Source organism: Pseudomonas deceptionensis, from assembly GCF_900106095.1.
Lineage (GTDB): Bacteria > Pseudomonadota > Gammaproteobacteria > Pseudomonadales > Pseudomonadaceae > Aquipseudomonas > Aquipseudomonas deceptionensis.
In genome coordinates this window covers 1,071,049-1,087,969 of the sequence record NZ_FNUD01000002.1, presented here as the reverse complement: position 1 = coordinate 1,087,969, position 16,921 = coordinate 1,071,049, and the positions used below count along the sequence as shown (strand labels likewise).

The 16,921-nt window shown below is 58.9% G+C and carries 17 protein-coding genes and 1 pseudogene; 8 read left to right on the top strand and 10 right to left on the bottom strand.

Annotation, left to right across the window (positions count from 1 at the left end; genetic code table 11):
* Positions 1–5: 5 nt before the first annotated feature.
* Positions 6–374: a DUF4870 domain-containing protein gene (locus BLW11_RS04810; protein WP_048361372.1), complete on the top strand. Its 369-nt coding sequence runs from the start codon at positions 6–8 to the stop codon at positions 372–374.
* Positions 375–434: 60 nt separating this feature from the next.
* Here BLW11_RS04810 and BLW11_RS04805 read toward each other — a convergent pair whose 3' ends face one another.
* A complete protein-coding gene (locus tag BLW11_RS04805; RefSeq protein WP_003437806.1) occupies positions 435–1,214 on the bottom strand; it encodes an exodeoxyribonuclease III in 780 nt (259 codons plus the stop codon).
* An 82-nt stretch (positions 1,215–1,296) separates the two neighbouring features.
* Here BLW11_RS04805 and pyrE point away from each other — a divergent pair, with 82 nt between their 5' ends.
* On the top strand, positions 1,297–1,938 hold the full coding sequence (gene pyrE / locus BLW11_RS04800; RefSeq protein ID WP_048361373.1) for an orotate phosphoribosyltransferase: 642 nt from the start codon (positions 1,297–1,299) through the stop codon (positions 1,936–1,938).
* Between the two features lie 163 nt (positions 1,939–2,101).
* Here pyrE and argB read toward each other — a convergent pair whose 3' ends face one another.
* From argB to coaBC, 4 genes and pseudogenes are all read right to left on the bottom strand, one after another.
* Positions 2,102–3,007 carry an acetylglutamate kinase gene (gene argB, locus BLW11_RS04795; RefSeq protein ID WP_048361374.1) on the bottom strand — a complete coding sequence of 302 codons (906 nt, stop codon included), beginning with the start codon at positions 3,005–3,007 and terminating at the stop codon, positions 2,102–2,104.
* A gap of 25 nt (positions 3,008–3,032) precedes the next feature.
* Positions 3,033–4,409, bottom strand: a pseudogene (locus BLW11_RS04790) (phosphomannomutase/phosphoglucomutase); the annotation flags it as partial.
* A gap of 171 nt (positions 4,410–4,580) precedes the next feature.
* Positions 4,581–5,036 (bottom strand): dUTP diphosphatase, encoded by a 456-nt coding sequence (gene dut / locus BLW11_RS04785; protein WP_019828201.1) that lies wholly within the window; start codon positions 5,034–5,036, stop codon positions 4,581–4,583.
* Between the two features lie 5 nt (positions 5,037–5,041).
* Positions 5,042–6,250: a bifunctional phosphopantothenoylcysteine decarboxylase/phosphopantothenate--cysteine ligase CoaBC gene (coaBC, locus tag BLW11_RS04780; protein ID WP_048361376.1), complete on the bottom strand. Its 1,209-nt coding sequence runs from the start codon at positions 6,248–6,250 to the stop codon at positions 5,042–5,044.
* A 110-nt stretch (positions 6,251–6,360) separates the two neighbouring features.
* Between coaBC and radC the strand changes: the two genes are divergently transcribed.
* On the top strand, positions 6,361–7,035 hold the full coding sequence (gene radC, locus BLW11_RS04775; protein WP_048361377.1) for a RadC family protein: 675 nt from the start codon (positions 6,361–6,363) through the stop codon (positions 7,033–7,035).
* A 3-nt stretch (positions 7,036–7,038) separates the two neighbouring features.
* Here the strand turns inward: radC and BLW11_RS04770 are convergent, their stop codons facing one another.
* Positions 7,039–8,625 (bottom strand): ABC transporter substrate-binding protein, encoded by a 1,587-nt coding sequence (locus tag BLW11_RS04770; RefSeq protein ID WP_048361378.1) that lies wholly within the window; start codon positions 8,623–8,625, stop codon positions 7,039–7,041.
* 500 nt (positions 8,626–9,125) lie between these two features.
* Between BLW11_RS04770 and rpmB the strand changes: the two genes are divergently transcribed.
* Both rpmB and rpmG read left to right on the top strand, forming a co-directional pair.
* Positions 9,126–9,359, top strand: coding sequence for a 50S ribosomal protein L28 (gene rpmB / locus BLW11_RS04765; RefSeq protein WP_019410280.1), 234 nt, complete (start codon positions 9,126–9,128; stop codon positions 9,357–9,359).
* An 11-nt stretch (positions 9,360–9,370) separates the two neighbouring features.
* Complete coding sequence (gene rpmG / locus BLW11_RS04760) at positions 9,371–9,526, top strand: 50S ribosomal protein L33 (RefSeq protein ID WP_003437824.1); 156 nt, start codon at positions 9,371–9,373, stop codon at positions 9,524–9,526.
* 84 nt (positions 9,527–9,610) lie between these two features.
* Here rpmG and BLW11_RS04755 read toward each other — a convergent pair whose 3' ends face one another.
* Positions 9,611–9,904, bottom strand: a complete 294-nt coding sequence (locus BLW11_RS04755; RefSeq protein ID WP_048361379.1) for a hypothetical protein — start codon at positions 9,902–9,904, stop codon at positions 9,611–9,613.
* Positions 9,905–10,131: 227 nt separating this feature from the next.
* Positions 10,132–10,494, bottom strand: a complete 363-nt coding sequence (locus tag BLW11_RS04750) for a cupin domain-containing protein (RefSeq protein ID WP_048361380.1) — start codon at positions 10,492–10,494, stop codon at positions 10,132–10,134.
* A 169-nt stretch (positions 10,495–10,663) separates the two neighbouring features.
* On the opposite strand from BLW11_RS04750, the gene BLW11_RS04745 reads away from it, so the two are divergent.
* Complete coding sequence (locus BLW11_RS04745) at positions 10,664–12,157, top strand: aldehyde dehydrogenase (RefSeq protein WP_048361381.1); 1,494 nt, start codon at positions 10,664–10,666, stop codon at positions 12,155–12,157.
* 137 nt (positions 12,158–12,294) lie between these two features.
* On the top strand, positions 12,295–13,443 hold the full coding sequence (locus BLW11_RS04740) for an MFS transporter (RefSeq protein ID WP_048361382.1): 1,149 nt from the start codon (positions 12,295–12,297) through the stop codon (positions 13,441–13,443).
* A 1-nt stretch (position 13,444) separates the two neighbouring features.
* On the opposite strand, the gene BLW11_RS04735 is transcribed toward BLW11_RS04740, so the two are convergent.
* Positions 13,445–14,995: a phospholipase D family protein gene (locus BLW11_RS04735; protein WP_048361383.1), complete on the bottom strand. Its 1,551-nt coding sequence runs from the start codon at positions 14,993–14,995 to the stop codon at positions 13,445–13,447.
* A gap of 35 nt (positions 14,996–15,030) precedes the next feature.
* Positions 15,031–16,452, bottom strand: a complete 1,422-nt coding sequence (locus BLW11_RS04730; RefSeq protein ID WP_048361384.1) for an aminotransferase-like domain-containing protein — start codon at positions 16,450–16,452, stop codon at positions 15,031–15,033.
* A gap of 169 nt (positions 16,453–16,621) precedes the next feature.
* Here BLW11_RS04730 and BLW11_RS04725 point away from each other — a divergent pair, with 169 nt between their 5' ends.
* A complete protein-coding gene (locus BLW11_RS04725; RefSeq protein WP_048361385.1) occupies positions 16,622–16,855 on the top strand; it encodes a DUF1127 domain-containing protein in 234 nt (77 codons plus the stop codon).
* Positions 16,856–16,921 lie beyond the last annotated feature (66 nt).

Below are 16,921 nucleotides of genomic sequence, written 5' to 3'. Positions count from 1 at the left end.
ACGCCATGAGTGAGCTGGACCTTTCAAAACCCGAACCGAGCCGCGACGCTCGTAAATGGGCCATGTTTTGTCATTTCTCCGCGTTCCTCGGGATGTGGTTTCCGTTTGGCAGCCTGATCGGCCCGCTGATCCTGTGGCAGATAAAGCGCGAAAGCGATCCCTTTATCGACGACCAGGGCAAGGAAGCGCTGAACTTTCAGATCACCGTGGCAATTGCTTCGGCTATTTGCTACCTGCTGATGTTCGTTCTGATCGGCTTCGCCCTGCTCGGCCTGGTGCTGATCGGCGCAGTGGTGCTGGTGGTGATTGCAGGCGTCAAGGCCAATGACGGGGTGGTGTACCGCTACCCCTTCACCTGGCGCCCGCTCAAGTAAATCAGCGCCCACAAAAAAGCCGACAGCGATGTCGGCTTTTTTGTATCAACGAAAAGACACTTAGATTGTCAGTGTCCAGTCGTAGTCCACGATCAATGGCGCATGTTGCGAGAAGCGTGGCTGACGCGGCAAACGAGCGCTTCGTACAAAGCGACGCAAGCCCGGTGTCAACAACTGGTAGTCGAAACGCCAGCCCAGATTAAGCATCTCGGCTTGTTCGTTGTCCGGCCACCAGCTGTACTGGTCACCTTCACGACTGACTTCACGCAGGGCATCGACATAGCCCATGTTGCCGACAATCTCATCCATCCAGGCCCGTTCAGGCGCCAGGAAACCAGGCGATTGCTGGCTGTCACGCCAGTTTTTAATGTCGAGTTTCTGCTGCGCCACATACAACGAGCCGCAGTAGATGTACTCACGACGTTTGCGGCGCTGCTTATCAAGGTAGCGTGCAAAATCGTCCATTAGCTTGAATTTTTGATTCAAGTCTTCATCGCCGTTCTGCCCCGAAGGGAGCAGCAAGGTCGCGATGCTGACCTTATCGAAATCGGCTTGCAGGTAGCGCCCGTAGCGATCGGCCGTCTCAAAGCCCAGCCCAGTGATGACTGCTTTCGGTTGCAACCGCGAGTACAAAGCCACACCGCCTTGGGCAGGGACTTCAGCTTCGCAGGCATAAAGAAAGTAGCCATCGAGCTGGTAAGCTGGATCGTCCAGTTCAAAGGCGGAGGCGCGGGTGTCCTGCAGGCAGATAACGTCGGCATTCTGAGCTTGCAGCCAACTGAGCAAACCGCGCTCGACTGCCGTCTGAATACCATTGACGTTCACACTGATGATCCGCATAAATGGCCCCAAAAATCACGTGCGTGTATGATACACGCGGTCTTACTAATTAGCTAAATCCGTGGTATCTGGGGCTTTTTTCATGCAAGCGTATCAGCGCGACTTCATCCGTTTTGCCATCGATCGCGGCGTACTGCGCTTCGGTGAGTTCACCCTGAAGTCGGGGCGTACCAGTCCTTACTTCTTCAATGCCGGCCTGTTCAATACAGGTTCTGCGCTGGCTCAACTGGGGCGCTTCTATGCTGCCGCCATCGTTGACAGCGGCATTTCCTTCGATGTGCTGTTTGGCCCGGCCTACAAGGGTATCCCCCTGGCCGCGACCACCGTTGTCGCACTGGCCGAGCACCACGACCGCGATCTTCCGTGGTGCTTCAACCGCAAGGAAGCCAAGGCACACGGCGAAGGTGGCAGCCTGGTTGGCTCGCCGCTCGAAGGCGATATCCTGATCATCGACGACGTGATCACGGCCGGCACCGCCATCCGTGAAGTCATGCAGATCATCCAGGCCCAAGGCGCCAAGGCCGCAGGCGTGATAATTGCCCTGAACCGTCAGGAACGCGGCAATGGCGAGCTGTCGGCGATCCAGGAAGTCGAACGCGACTTCGGGATTCCGGTGATCAGCATCGTGTCGTTGAACCAGGTCTTGCAGTACCTGGCCGAAGACGAAACGCTCAAGCAATACCTGCCAGCCGTTGAAGCGTACCGGGCGCAGTACGGGATTTAACCCCCGCCCATGACTCACTAGAAGTGTGGGAGCGAGCCTGCTCGCGAAGAGTTGAAGAGCCGCGTGGTTCTTGACGGCCTTCGCGAGCAGGCTCGCTCCCACAGATTTTCAAGTAAAAAAAGCCCCGCCCGGCGATTACCGGGCGGGGCTTTTTCAGTTCGGTTTAAACCGATTTGCTGTTGGTAATCAGCGTACCCACACCGGTGTCGGTGAAGATTTCCAGCAGTACCGCGTTCGGTACACGACCGTCGACGATATGCGCCGTGGTCACGCCACCTTGCACAGCTTCCAGCGCACAGCGGATTTTCGGCAGCATGCCGCCGTAGATGGTGCCATCGGCAATCAGGTCGTCCACCTGGGCAGTGGTCAGGCCGGTCAGGACCTTGCCCTGCTTGTCCATCAAGCCCGCGATGTTGGTCAGCAACATCAGCTTTTCAGCTTTCAGTGCTTCGGCGACTTTACCCGCCACCAGATCGGCGTTGATGTTGTAGGACTCGCCGTTTTCACCCACGCCAATTGGCGCGATGACCGGGATGAAATCACCCTTGGTCAGCATGTGCAGCAGGTCCGTGTTGATCCCGACCACTTCACCCACATGACCGAAGTCGATGATTTCCGGGGAGGTCATTTCTGGCGTCTGGCGGGTTACCACCATTTTCTTGGCCCGGATCAGCGTGGCGTCTTTACCTGTCAGGCCGATGGCGCTGCCGCCATGGCGATTGATCAGGTTGACGATTTCCTTGTTCACATGGCCGCCGAGCACCATCTCAACCACATCCATGGTCTGCGAGTCGGTCACGCGCATACCGTCGATGAAATGACTCTCGATGGACAAACGCTTGAGCAGATCACCGATTTGCGGCCCGCCACCGTGAACTACGACCGGGTTGATACCCACGGCCTTCATCAACACGATGTCACGGGCAAAACCGGTTTTAAGCTCGTCGTTCTCCATGGCGTTGCCGCCGTACTTGATCACCAGCGTCTTGCCGACGTAACGGCGAATGTAGGGCAGCGCTTCGGACAAAACCTTGGCGACGTTGGAGGCGGCATCACGTTCGAGGGTCATTCAGGGCTCCGGTAGAACAAGTCGATCAAAACGGTAGTTGGAGATCAGGGGCCACACGCCCGAGCTGGGCGTGAAAGACGTCCTTGATACGTTGCAGTTCGGCCTCGGTTTCGGCCTCAAATCGCAGCACCAGCACCGGCGTGGTATTGGACGCGCGAACCAGGCCCCAGCCATGCGGGTAGTCGACCCGCACGCCATCAATGGACGTCAGCTCGGCGCCGTCACCCCATTGGGCGTCGTGCAGGGCTTCAATGATGCTGAATTTGCTCTCATCCGTCACATCGATATTGATCTCAGGCGTGGAAATATCGTTCGGGAAAGCCTCAAACAGCTCTTCGCACGTCTCCTGACGCTTGCTGAGGATCTCCAGCAGGCGCGCAGCGCTGTAAATACCGTCATCGAAACCGAACCAGCGCTCTTTGAAAAAGATATGCCCGCTCATTTCACCGGCGAGCAAGGCACCGGTTTCTTTCATCTTCTTTTTGATCAATGAATGGCCGGTCTTCCACATCAGTGGCCGACCGCCACACTCTTCGATCCAAGGTGCCAGGCGGCGTGTGCATTTCACATCGAAAATGATCTCGGCCGCCGGGTTGCGCTCCAGCACATCCTGGGCGAACAGCATCAGTAAGCGATCCGGAAACACCATGGTGCCCGTATTGGTCACTACACCCACGCGATCGCCATCACCATCAAAGGCCAACCCGATATCGGCATTGGTCTCTTTAACCTTGGCGATCAAATCCACCAGGTTTTCTGGTTTGCCGGGGTCCGGGTGATGGTTGGGGAAGTTGCCATCCACCTCGCAGAACAACGGAATCACCTCACAACCCAAGGCCTCAATCAGTTGCGGTGCAATTACACCCGCAGCACCGTTGCCACAGTCCACCACTACTTTCAGACGCTTGACCAGCTTGATGTCCTGAGTAATTACATCTGCGTAGCGCGACAGAATATCTACACGCTCGATGCTGCCCTCGCCCCAGCTCAGATCGTTGGTTTTCAAACGCGTGTGTAGCGCCTGAATCTGTTCGTTGGCAAGAGTATCGCCCGCGATCACGATTTTAAAACCGTTGTAGTTCGACGGGTTATGGCTGCCCGTGAGCATTACGCCCGACTTGCCCGCCAGCACGTTAGCCGCGTAATACAGCGCTGGCGTCGGCACCAGGCCCACATCGCTGACCTTGCAGCCACTGTCTGCCACACCCTGTATCAAACGCTCGACCAATTCAGGGCCGGACAAGCGACCGTCCCGCCCAACTGACACGTGTGGCTCGTTCTTGGCCAGACTCTCGGCACCAATAGCTCGGCCAATCCAGTACGCGGTTTCAGCGGTCAGGGTTTGGGGGACCACGCCACGAATGTCGTAGGCGCGAAAAATGCTGTCTGGGAATTGGGGGGCGACCGAAGCTTGGCTAATCATTGCAGAGGGGACTCCATGTTCTGAGGATTCGGGAGGGGGCGACATCGATGTGGACAACGAAGAGGGTAAATACATCTGCGTGAATTTCATCCTGAATTACCACGCCAAACGGATCAGGTCAGGCAGAACGCCTGACCTGACACGGCATGCTCAGAGCTTGCCGGAATGGCCGAAACCACCAGCGCCACGCTGGCTTTCGTCGAATTCTTCGACCAGCTCAAAATGCGCCTGCACCACCGGCACCAGCACCAGCTGAGCGATACGCTCGCCGATCGTGATGTTGAATGCGGTCTGGCCACGGTTCCAGCACGAAACCATCAATTCACCCTGGTAGTCAGAGTCGATCAGACCAACCAGGTTGCCCAGCACGATACCGTGCTTGTGACCCAGGCCCGAGCGCGGCAGGATCAGCGCGGCAAGGCCCGGATCGCCGATGTACACCGACAGGCCGGTCGGGATAAGCAGGGTCTGACCCGGCTCCAGAACGGTGTCTTGTTTAAGCATGGCGCGCAGGTCAAGGCCGGCGGAGCCGGGCGTGGCGTACTGCGGCAGCGGGAATTCGTTACCAATGCGTGGGTCGAGGATCTTGGCTTGCAAAGCGTGCATACGAGTTAAACCTGGTTCAGACGTTCGGCGATAAAAGTGATCAGCTGGCGGGCAATCTTGCCCTTGCTGGTCTGGGCAAACACAGTGGCGTGCAGTTCGCGGTCAATCACGCTGCACGCGTTTTCCTCGCTGTTGAAGCCAATGCTGGGGTTAGCCACATCGTTGGCGACAATCAGGTCGAGGTTTTTATCCTTCAACTTGCGCGCAGCGTAATCGAGCAAGTGCTCGGTTTCTGCGGCGAAGCCGACACTAAAAGGGCGGTCAGGACGCGAAGCGATGGTGGCCAGAATGTCTGGATTACGCACCATCTGCAGCAACAGGCCGTCGCCCTTGGTAGGGTCTTTCTTGAGTTTTTGCGGGGCAACGACTTCCGGGCGGTAGTCGGCAACCGCCGCAGAAGCGATAAACACGTCACACGGAATCGCCGCCTCACAGGCTGCGAGCATGTCACGGGCACTGACCACGTCAATACGGCTGACCCGGTCCGGGGTCGGCAAGTGCACCGGACCGGTAATCAGCGTCACGCGGGCACCGGCTTCGACCGCCGCTTCGGCCAGGGCAAAGCCCATTTTCCCGGAGCTGTGGTTGGTGATGTAGCGCACCGGATCGATATTTTCCTGGGTCGGGCCAGCCGTGATCAGCACGTGCTTGCCGGTCAGCAACTGACGCTGGAAGCACTCGGCGGCGCAGTGCACCAGGTCATCGGCTTCGAGCATGCGACCGAAGCCCACGTCACCACAGGCCTGGCTCCCGGAGGCCGGGCCAAACACGCGCAGACCGCGACTTTCAAGCAATCGGGTATTGGCCTGGGTCGCCGGGTCACGCCACATGGCCTGGTTCATCGCAGGCGCGATAGCCACCGTTGCATCGGTGGCGAGCACCAGTGTGGTCAGCAGATCATTCGCCAGGCCTTGGGCAAGACGGGCGATCAGGTCGGCCGTCGCGGGCGCGATCAGCACCAGGTCCGCCCACTTGGCCAGCTCGATATGGCCCATGGCGGCTTCTGCCGCAGGGTCGAGCAAGTCCAGATGAACGGGGTGCCCGGACAGGGCCTGCATGGTCAGGGGGGTGATGAACTCACTGCCGCCACGGGTCATGACAACGCGCACTTCTGCGCCTTGATCGAGCAGGCGGCGAACCAGCTCTGCACTCTTGTAAGCAGCAATGCCGCCGCCGACGCCCAAAACAATGCGTTTTCGATACAGCCGCTGCATAGGCCTGCCTTTTAGTTCGATGATGACTGCGCGGAAAATGGCCAAATGCCACGCAAAAATGATGGGCTAAGATAACACAGCGACTGTCAGGGAACTCACAAGGAGGTGTTATGAGCATAAGAGATTGGCCCGCGGCGGAACGTCCGCGAGAGAAGCTTTTGGAGCACGGATCATCCAGCCTTTCCGACGCCGAACTGCTGGCCATCTTCCTGCGCACCGGGGTTTCGGGCAAAAGCGCGGTCGATCTGGCCCGTCATTTACTCACTGAATTCGGCAGCCTGCGAGCCTTGCTGGAAGCCGATCTGCGCGCGTTCTGTCGCCAGCTCGGGCTGGGCCCCGCCAAGTTCAGCCAGTTGCAGGCGGTGCTGGAAATGAGCCGCCGTCACTTGGCCGAACGCCTGCGCCGCGACTCCGCGCTAGAGAGCCCGCAAGCGGTTCGCGACTACCTGAAGTCGCTTCTGCGCCATGAACCCCACGAAGTTTTCGGCTGTCTGTTTCTGGACTCCAAACACCGCATGCTGGCCTTTGAAGTGCTGTTCAGAGGCTCCATCGACAGCGCCAGCGTTTACCCGCGCCAAGTGGTCAAGCGCGCCCTTGCCCATAACGCGGCAGCTGTGATCTTTTGCCACAACCACCCCTCGGGCATCACCGACCCCAGCCAGGCCGACCGCACGCTGACCAAGCGCCTCACCGAGGCGCTGGATCTGATCGAAGTACGAGTGCTGGATCACTTCATCATTGGTGATGGCGAACCGCTGTCGATGGTCGAATACGGCTGGATGTAAGGCTCAGGGCTTGAGGCTGACCGTCGAAAAGTCCTGACGTCCAAAAGGACTCACCTGATAACCCTGCACATTACTTCGGGTTAGTGCGTAGGCCGTTGGATGCGCCAGCGGCAGCCACAACGCCTGCTGCTGGATCAGTTCTTGAGCCTTTTGATACAACGCACTGCGCTTGTCCTGATCGCTGAGGGTTTTACCCTGGCTGATCAAACCATCCAGGGTCTTGTCGCAATAGCGCGCAAAATTGGTACCGGACTTCACTGCCGCACACGAAAATTGCGGCGTCAGGAAGTTATCCGGATCGCCGTTGTCACCCGCCCAGCCCATAAACAGCAGGTCGTGCTCGCCCGCCTTGGCGCGACGGATCAGCTCGCCCCACTCGATAACCCGGATGTCTGCCTTGATCCCGATCTGGGCCAGATCGGCCTGCAGCAACTGCGCGCCCAGACTCGGGTTGGGGTTTAGCACGCTGCCTGTAGGGCGCGTCCAGATGGTGGTTTTGAAACCGTCTTTAAGACCGGCCCTGGCCAGAAGCTCGCGGGCCTTTTTCGGGTCGTGGGCATACCCCGGCAAGTCCTTGGCGTAACTCCAGGTGGTGGCAGGGTAAATGCCGTTGGCCGCCTGCGCGCTGTTTTCGAATACGGCCTTGAGGTAGGTGTTCTTGTCGAAGGCCAGGTTGATGGCCTGGCGCACCTCTGGCTTGTCCAGCGGTGGATGCTGGCTGTTAATGGCCACAAACGCAGTCATGAAGGCCGGGGTTCGAGTCACCGCCAACGCAGGGTCTTTGCTGGCGGCTTCCACATCCAGCGGCTTGGGCGAAAGTGCAATCTGGCACTCATTGCGCCGCAGTTTTTGCAGGCGCACGTTGGCGTCCGGGGTGATGGCAAAAATCAGCCCATCAACCGCGGGTTTGCCTGCGAAGTAGTCCGGGTTGGCCTTGTAGCGCACCACGGCATCTTTCTGGAAACGGTTGAACACGAAAGGCCCTGTACCGATCGGCTGACTGTTCATCAGCTCCGGAGTGCCGGCTTTCATCAGCTTGTCGGCGTATTCGGCCGAATAGATCGACGCAAAACCCATGCTCAGCGCCGGCAAAAAGGTCGAATCCGGGTGGCTCAGGGTGAAGCGGACGGTTAGCGGGTCCGGGGTTTCGATCTTTTTGATCAACTCAGGCAACTGCAAGGATTGCGCGTGGGGGAAACCGCTTTGCGCCACCTTGTGCCACGGGTTGGCGGGGTCCAGCATGCGCTCGAAGCTGAAACGTACGTCTTCGGCATTCAACTCACGGGTTGGCGTGAAGTAAGGCGTGCTATGGAACTTGACCCCGGGACGCAGTTTGAAGTCGTACACAAGCCCATCAGGGGACACTGACCAGCTTTGCGCCAGCCCCGGCACCAACCGGGCCGCCTGGGCGTCAAAGTCCACCAGACGGTTCATCAGCACGTCTGCCGAGGCATTGGTGGTACTGAGAGAGTTGTACTGCACCACATCGAACCCTTCAGGGCTGGCCTCGGTGCAAACGCTCAAGGTGGCCGCCTGGGCCAACGGGCTCAAGCCAAAGGCAAGCAAAAAGGGGATGGCAGCAAGGCGCATGAGTTGTTTCCTGTGCAAGTCGATGAGTACCATCTGCAAGTGCAGTCTGGAAAACTCTTACCCTAGTGTTCTGCTCGCCAAATGACTACTTTTTAATCGTATTACGGGCCTGTAGCCGCTGCCGAAGGGTGCGAACAGTTGCAAAACAGCCTGTTTTCCGGCACTTCCACACTCCCTGTCGCAACCCGCAGCAGCGCACACAGGTGCAATTGCCACCTGAAACCTTTCACCCTGCGACGAGCGGTAAAACCCAGTCAGGCATAGACGCCGCGTGGATTGGCGTTAAAATGGCAGCTTCATTAATCACACCAAATCACACTGCTTGTTGTTGCTCTTTAGTCTTTCTGGTATAAAGCAGCGCTCTTTTCTAGGGGCCCGGTTCCTGCTTTGTAGGTGTAGCCGGTAAGACCCTTAAAGAAACGCGGCGCCTGGCGCCATGACTGAGAGATTAAGCGGCCAACCCATGCCGGGTTGGGCATGTGGTTTTAGAGGGCTGAGGCATGTCGAGAGTCTGTCAAGTTACCGGTAAGGGTCCGGTGACTGGGAATAACATTTCCCACGCAAATAACAAAACCCGTCGTCGTTTCCTGCCGAACCTGCAGCATCACCGCTTCTGGGTTGAAGAAGAGAAACGTTTTGTGCGTCTGCGCGTATCTGCTAAAGGCATGCGTATCATCGACAAGCGTGGCATTACTGTCGTGCTGGCCGAAATCCGCCGTGCTGGCAAGATCTAAGGGAGCTAATCATGCGTGAATTGATCCGTTTGGTGTCGAGCGCTGGTACAGGCCATTTCTACACCACTGATAAGAACAAGCGCACCACTCCGGACAAAATCGAAATCAAAAAATTCGATCCGCGGGTTCGCAAGCACGTGATCTACAAAGAAGCCAAAATCAAGTAATTGGTTTTACTTCTTACAAAAAAGGCCCATATCTCACGATACGGGCCTTTTTTGTTGCCTGTTATTCAGCCTGTGCCGCCATCCTCAGCCGCACATGTAGCTCTGCATGATGTTGTTCTCATCGACGATCACGCGAAGACGATCATACCGATAGTCCTTCGAATAACCCTTGCCGGGCACCTCAACGCGAACCTCTGTTGCACCCGATTCCTTGCGCAGCATTTCCAGCAGGGCAGGCGTTGCTTCAGGCGCAACCAGAAAGTTGATGGTGACGGCTTTGCACTGCCCGGGTTCGTCAGCCATCGCTGGCATCGAGCAAGCACCCAGAACAACACTGGCCGCCAGAACAAGACTTCTTGAAACAGTAGAGTCAGACATAAAACTTCCTTTTTAATAACGTCAAATATGAGCGATAACGCCAAGGGCCTGTCCATTCCATGGATGCCCCGTGCCGTTGTTGGCACCTCCAGATACTGGCCCAGATTGGCGCTGACGGTTATGCCGAAGTGTTTCTGAATTTATGCCCCGAAGGTCCAGGGAGCGGAAACAAAAAAGCCCCGCCATCAATAGATGGCGGGGCTTTCAGGTGCTCTAAATCAGTAGTTTCAAGACTTCTGTTCAAAGACTACGTAAATTTTCCGACACGGCTCCAGCACTTCCCATGTCCCGCGAAACCCTGCCGGGATGACAAAACGATCGCCCGCCCGGAGAGTCTTGGCGCTACCTTCATGATCACGAAGAACGGAAACGCCTTGCACGATTTCGCAATATTCGTGCTCGGTGTAATTGACCGTCCACTGGCCCACAGCACCTTCCCACACCCCGGCACTCATCTGCCCGCACGGGCTGTTGTAGTGATTGTGGATAACTTGTTCGGGGGCGCCCTTGAGCACTTTTTCCGGTGCCGGGCTGAAGCGGTCAGCCTGGGTGTTGGCAGTGCTGAAATCGACGATGGTTGCGATGCTCATGGTTCTTGTCCCCCCGAAATTGCGGTATGTGTGGCCAGAAAGACCAAAGTCTATGTTTATTAAAACGAACAAGCCATGCCGTTTGCGCCACTTGTGTCAAATATATTGAAAGTTCCAGGGCCACTGGTTTAGGGTGACGCTTCCATTTCAATAAGAGGAGGACACTCGAATGACCACCCTGACGCGTGCTGACTGGGAACAACGGGCCCAACAGCTGAAGATCGAAGGCCGCGCCTACATCAACGGTGAATACACCGCCGCAGTCTCCAATGAAACGTTCGAGTGCCTCAGCCCGGTCGATGGCCGCTTGCTGGGTAAAGTAGCCAGCTGCGATGCCGCCGACGCACAGCGCGCCGTAGAAAACGCACGCAAAACCTTTGAGTCCGGCGTGTGGTCGCGACTGGCTCCGGCCAAGCGCAAAGCCACCATGATCCGTTTCGCCGGCCTGCTCAAGGAACATGCTGAAGAGCTGGCCCTGCTTGAAACCCTGGACATGGGCAAGCCCATCAGTGACTCCCTGGGCATCGACGTGCCTGGCGCCGCCGGTGCGTTGAGCTGGAGCGGTGAAGCCATCGACAAGATCTACGATGAAGTCGCTGCCACCCCGCACAACCAGCTGGGCCTGGTGACTCGCGAGCCGGTGGGCGTTGTTGCTGCCATCGTGCCGTGGAACTTCCCGCTGATGATGGCCTGCTGGAAACTGGGACCGGCACTGTCGACCGGTAACTCGGTAATCCTGAAGCCGTCCGAAAAATCCCCGCTGACCGCCATCCGTATCGCAGCTCTGGCCGTTGAAGCCGGTATCCCTGCGGGCGTGCTCAACGTGCTGCCGGGCTATGGTCACACCGTCGGCAAGGCCTTGGCCCTGCACATGGACGTCGACACTCTGGTGTTCACCGGTTCGACCAAGATCGCCAAGCAACTGATGATCTATTCCGGCGAGTCCAACATGAAGCGCGTCTGGCTTGAAGCAGGCGGCAAGAGCCCTAACATCGTCTTCGCCGACGCACCGGACCTGCAGGCTGCGGCCGAATCCGCGGCCAGCGCCATCGCCTTCAACCAGGGCGAAGTCTGCACCGCCGGTTCGCGCCTGCTGGTCGAGCGCTCGATCAAGGACACGTTCCTGCCGCTGGTGATCGAAGCCCTCAAAGGCTGGAAGCCCGGCAACCCGCTGGACCCGGCCACCACCGTGGGTGCCCTGGTGGATACCCAGCAAATGAATACCGTGCTGTCGTACATCAAGTCCGGCCACAGTGAAGGCGCAAAACTGGTAGCGGGCGGTAATCAGATCCTGCAAGAAACCGGTGGAACCTACGTTGAACCGACCATTTTCGACGGCGTTAGCAACGCGATGAAAATCGCCCAGGAAGAAATTTTCGGCCCGGTGTTGTCGGTTATCACCTTCGACACTGCCGAAGAAGCCATCCAGATTGCCAACGACACGCCATACGGCCTGGCCGCTGCGGTCTGGACAGCGGATATCTCCAAGGCTCACCTGACCGCCAAGGCACTGCGTGCCGGCAGCGTTTGGGTCAACCAGTACGATGGCGGCGACATGACTGCTCCGTTTGGCGGTTTCAAACAGTCGGGCAACGGCCGTGACAAGTCGCTGCACGCGTTCGACAAATACACCGAGCTGAAGTCCACCTGGATCAAGCTGTAAACATCTAAACGCTACACCTTGTGGGAGCGAGCCTGCTCGCGATGGCAGCACCGGGTCTGACGGACAGACCGCAGTGTTTTCTTCGCGACCAGGCTCGCTCCCACAATGGTTTTACACAACACAATTGGAGCGCAGACATGCGTTGGGCGACTTATTTCGCCGTGCTGGCCTCGGTCCTCAGTGTCGGCCTGGCATTGGGCGTGAGCATGCCGCTGGTATCGTTTCGACTCGAAAGCTGGGGCTATGGCGGGTTTGCGATTGGCGTGATGGCAGCCATGCCGGCCATTGGCGTACTCGTAGGCGCCAGCGTGGCCAGCAAACTGGCCGCCCGCTTCGGCACGCCCGGCCTGATGCGCTTGTGCCTGTGGTGTGGCGCGCTGTCCATCGGGTTGCTGGCCATATTGCCCAGCTACCCGGTGTGGCTGGTGCTGCGACTGCTGATCGGGGTGGTGCTCACGATCATCTTCATTCTCGGCGAAAGCTGGATCAACCAGCTGGTAGTCGAGCAATGGCGTGGCCGCCTGGTGGCGCTGTATGGCTCGGCCTATGCCTTGAGCCAACTGTCCGGGCCGTTGCTGCTGGGCCTGGTCGGCTCAGAAGACGACTACGGGTTCTGGATCGGCGTTGCATTGCTGACCCTGGCACCCTTGCTGCTGATGGGCCGCGACGGCGCGCCTACCACCGAATCATGCAGCGTGACCTTCAAGGATTTACTGGGATTCTGCCGGGGCTTACCGGCGATTGCGTGGGCCGTAGCTCTATTTGCGGCCTTTGAGGCGATGATTCTGACGCTTCTGCCCATCTACTGCCTGCGCCAGGGCTTTACCGCTGATATCGCACTGGCCATGGTCAGCACCGTGGTGGTGGGCGACGCCCTGCTGCAACTGCCAATTGGCGCGCTGGCCGACCGCCTGTCCCGCCGCTCGCTGTTTACCGGCTGCGCGGTGCTGTTGATGCTGTCGAGCCTGGCGATACCGTTCCTGCTCAATACGCTGCTGATCTGGCCGCTGTGGGTCATCTTCGGCGCCAGCGCCGGCGGCCTGTTCACCCTGTCGCTGATCCTGATCGGCGAGCGCTACCGCGACGACGCCCTGGTGCGCGCCAACGCCCACGTCGCGCAACTGTGGGGCATTGGTTGCCTGATCGGGCCATTGGCCGCAGGGGCGGGCAGCCAGTGGATCAGCGGGCATTCCCTGCCTCTGTTCATGGCCGCCGGGGCTTTGGTGCTGGTGGTTCTGGTGCTGCGCCAAGGGGCGTTCGGGGCAGAGCAGGCAACTGCGTCGTAAGCTACAACATCCTCTCCAGCCCCACACTTTTGCTGAACCACGCATTGAGCCGGCGCCACCAGTTGCCCGGCTCATGGTGCAAGGTGTGCAACTGGCCATTGTCTTGCGTGACCCACACTATCTTGCCCTGCTCCAGGGTCGGCTCATAACTCAAGTCCGGGGCCATGCCTTGCAGCGCCAGCCTGCGGGCTTCGGCGGCCAGTTCGGGGCTGTCCACCAACACACCGACCTCGGTATTCCACAGGCCCGAACGCGGGTCGAAATTGAACGAACCGATAAACGATTTCTGCTGATCAAAAATCATCGCCTTGCTGTGCAGGCTCGAGTCCGAACTCATCCCGTGCTTGAACAAATGAGGGCCGCTGCCAGCGCTGCTGCCCGGCTGGCGGCGCAGCTCGAAGAGTTTGACCCCATGCTCCAGCAACGCTTTGCGATAGGGCGCATAGCCGCCGTGCACCGCAGGCACGTCTGTCGCTTCCAGGGAGTTGGTCAATAAACGTACATCGACCCCCGCATCGGCACGGCCCGTGAGGTACACCAGGCCGGTTTCACCCGGCACAAAGTAGGCCGAAACCAGGATCAGCTCCTTGGTCACCCCGGCCAGTTCCGGCGCCAGTTGCGTGGTCAGCAGCAAATGAGCGTCGGGCTCGTCCCGGGCCAGCACCTTGCTCGGCGCATCCCACAGCGCCTGATTCCAGGCCCAGATCAGCTCTTTGCGCCACACCTCCAGCTGCGGGTTGGTCTCATAGGAGGCCAACTGCTGGTACAGCTCAGTGTTGCGCTGCTGCGCCCGCTTGAGCGAAGCATCCAGTTTTTTGCGCGCCTTGCTCAGCTCATGTGCGGACACGTGCGACGACACAAAGTCGCCAATGGGCTGGCTAAGGGCGCTGTTCCAGTATTGATCGAAGCTGTGGCCCAATTGCTCGGCCACCGGGCCAACGCTGAGCAGGTCGATATCCGTGAAGTTCAGCTCGGGCTTGGCATCGAAATACTCATCACCCAAATTGCGCCCGCCCACAATCGCCACGCTGTTATCGGCCAGCCAGAGCTTGTTGTGCATGCGCCGGTGTTGGCGCGAGAGGTTGAACAGCCGCCCCACGGCCCGGGTCACGCCCGTGCTGCGCCCCAGTTGCAGCGGGTTGAACAGCCGGATCTGGATATTGGGATGGGCCGCAAGGGTCGCCAGAATATCGTCCAGCCCGTCACTGGCGGTGTCATCGAGCAGGATACGCACCCGTACCCCGCGATCTGCCGCCTTGAGCAGTTCGTCAATCAACATGCGGGTACTGAGCCCGTCATGGACGATGTAGTACTGCAAGTCGATGCTGCTTTGGGCATTGCGAATCAGCTCCGCCCGGGCCCTGAAGGCTTCACCGCTGTTGGGCAACAGGCGGAACCCCGAGCGGCCCTGATAGGGCGCGGCCTGAGCCTGGATCGAACGGCCAAAGGCCGAATCTGCGGCTGGCAACGCCTGCGTTGGCTCACGGGGTACGTCCAAGGTCACACAACCTCCCAGCAATACAGCCAAAAACAATGCACAGAGTGATTTCAACGCGTAGAGCCTCGGGCCAGACGTCACGGGGGTGATTACGCAGTTTCTGCCAACAGTTTACTGGCCGCCATCCCCACTTTGCGCACCGCATCTTCTATCTGCGGCGTAGGCTTTGCAGCGTAGTTCATGCGCAGGCAATTACGGTACTTGCCCGAGGCCGAGAAAATACTGCCCACCGCAATCTGTACCCCTTGCTCCAGCAACTCCCGATTCAGGCGCAGGCTGTCAAAGCCTTGTGGCAGTTCCAGCCATAGCATGAAGCTGCCCTGGGGCCGGCTGGCACGGGTGCCGGGCGGAAAATAGCGACTGATCCAGCCCAGCATCAGGTCGCGATTGCGCTGATATTGACTGCGCATTTTGCGCAGATGCGGCTCGAAATGGCCGTTCTTCAAAAAGTCGGCAATCGCCAGTTGCGGCTGCGGCGCCGTGGAGCCGGTGCTGATGTATTTCATGTGCAGCACCCGCTCCAGATAGCGTCCCGGCGCGACCCAGCCCACGCGCAAACCGGGGGCCAGGGTTTTGGAGAACGAGCTGCACAGCAAGACCCGGCCATCATCATCGAAGGACTTGATCGTGCGTGGGCGAGGGTAGGTGTAGGCCAGTTCGCCGTACACATCGTCTTCGATAATGGCCACATCAAATCGCTGGGCCAGGGTCACCAGCGCCCGCTTACGGGCCTCGGGCATGATGTAGCCCAGCGGGTTGTTGCAGCTGGGCGTGATCTGTATCGCCTTGATCGGCCACTGTTCCAGCGCCAGCTCCAGCGCGTCGAGACTGATGCCCGTCAGCGGGTCGGTGGGGATCTCCAGCGCTTTCATCCCCAGCCCCTTGAGGGTTTGCATGGCGCCATGAAAGCTCGGCGAGTCGACCGCCACGATGTCGCCGGGCTCACATACTGCCCGAATGCTGCACGACAGCGCTTCATGGCAACCGGTGGTGATCACCAGGTCCTCGGCACTAAGCTGACAGCCAGAGTCGAGCAGCAGGCGTGCCAACTGTTCGCGCAAAGCCAGCACCCCATAGACGTTGTCGTAATACAGGCCAGGTAAATCCAGGCGCCGGCTGATCTGCGCCAGGCTGCGCAACAGAGGCTTGATGGTCGGCGTGGTGACGTCGGGCATGCCGCGGCCCAACTGGATCACGTCCTTTTGCGGCACGGAACGCACCAGCTCCAGCACTTGCTCCCACTGCGAAATTTCCACCGGTCGTTGGGCCGGCTTACCCATGCCGGGCAACGCCGGCAACTCACGGTCAATGGGCACAAAGTACCCGGACTTGGGCCGTGGCGAAGCCAGCCCATTGTCCTCCAGCAACCGATACGCCTGCTGCACCGTGCTCAGGCTCACGCCATGCTCGGCGCTTAACGCCCGCACCGAAGGCAAGCGGTCGCCAGGGCGATAAAAACCCTGCTCGATGCGCGTGCCCAGCAAGTCGGCGAGGTTGACGTAAAGGGTCATGGCAGAGCTCCCGAAGGGTGGACCAGTACAGATCGAAGGGAAACAAAGGATTCAGCGCCTGAAAAGCCGAATCTGTATGCATGTAAAAGGGTTTTGCTGGATCTGTCATGGTTTTCAGCGCAAGGCCATCATGCAGACTCATGGGAATCGAGTCAAAAGGAGCTGTCTGATGAATGGTTTGAGTGATGTGCGCCTGACACTGCGCAGCCGGGAATTGCTGGCCGAGCATGAAGCCCGTCAAATCGTCAGTGCCCCTGCCGGCCTTGGGCGCTGGGGCCTGTTCTGGCACCGCGCGCGCAGCCGGCGCGTGTTGCTCAACCTGGACGCACAGCAACTGCGGGACGTGGGTTTGAGTCGCGAAATGGCCCAGCGTGAAGGCTGCAAACCGTTTTGGCGTTCGTAACCACAAACCTGTAGCCGCTGCCGCAGGCTGCGATAAGGGGCGAAGGCCCTTCGCCCTTGAAAAAAC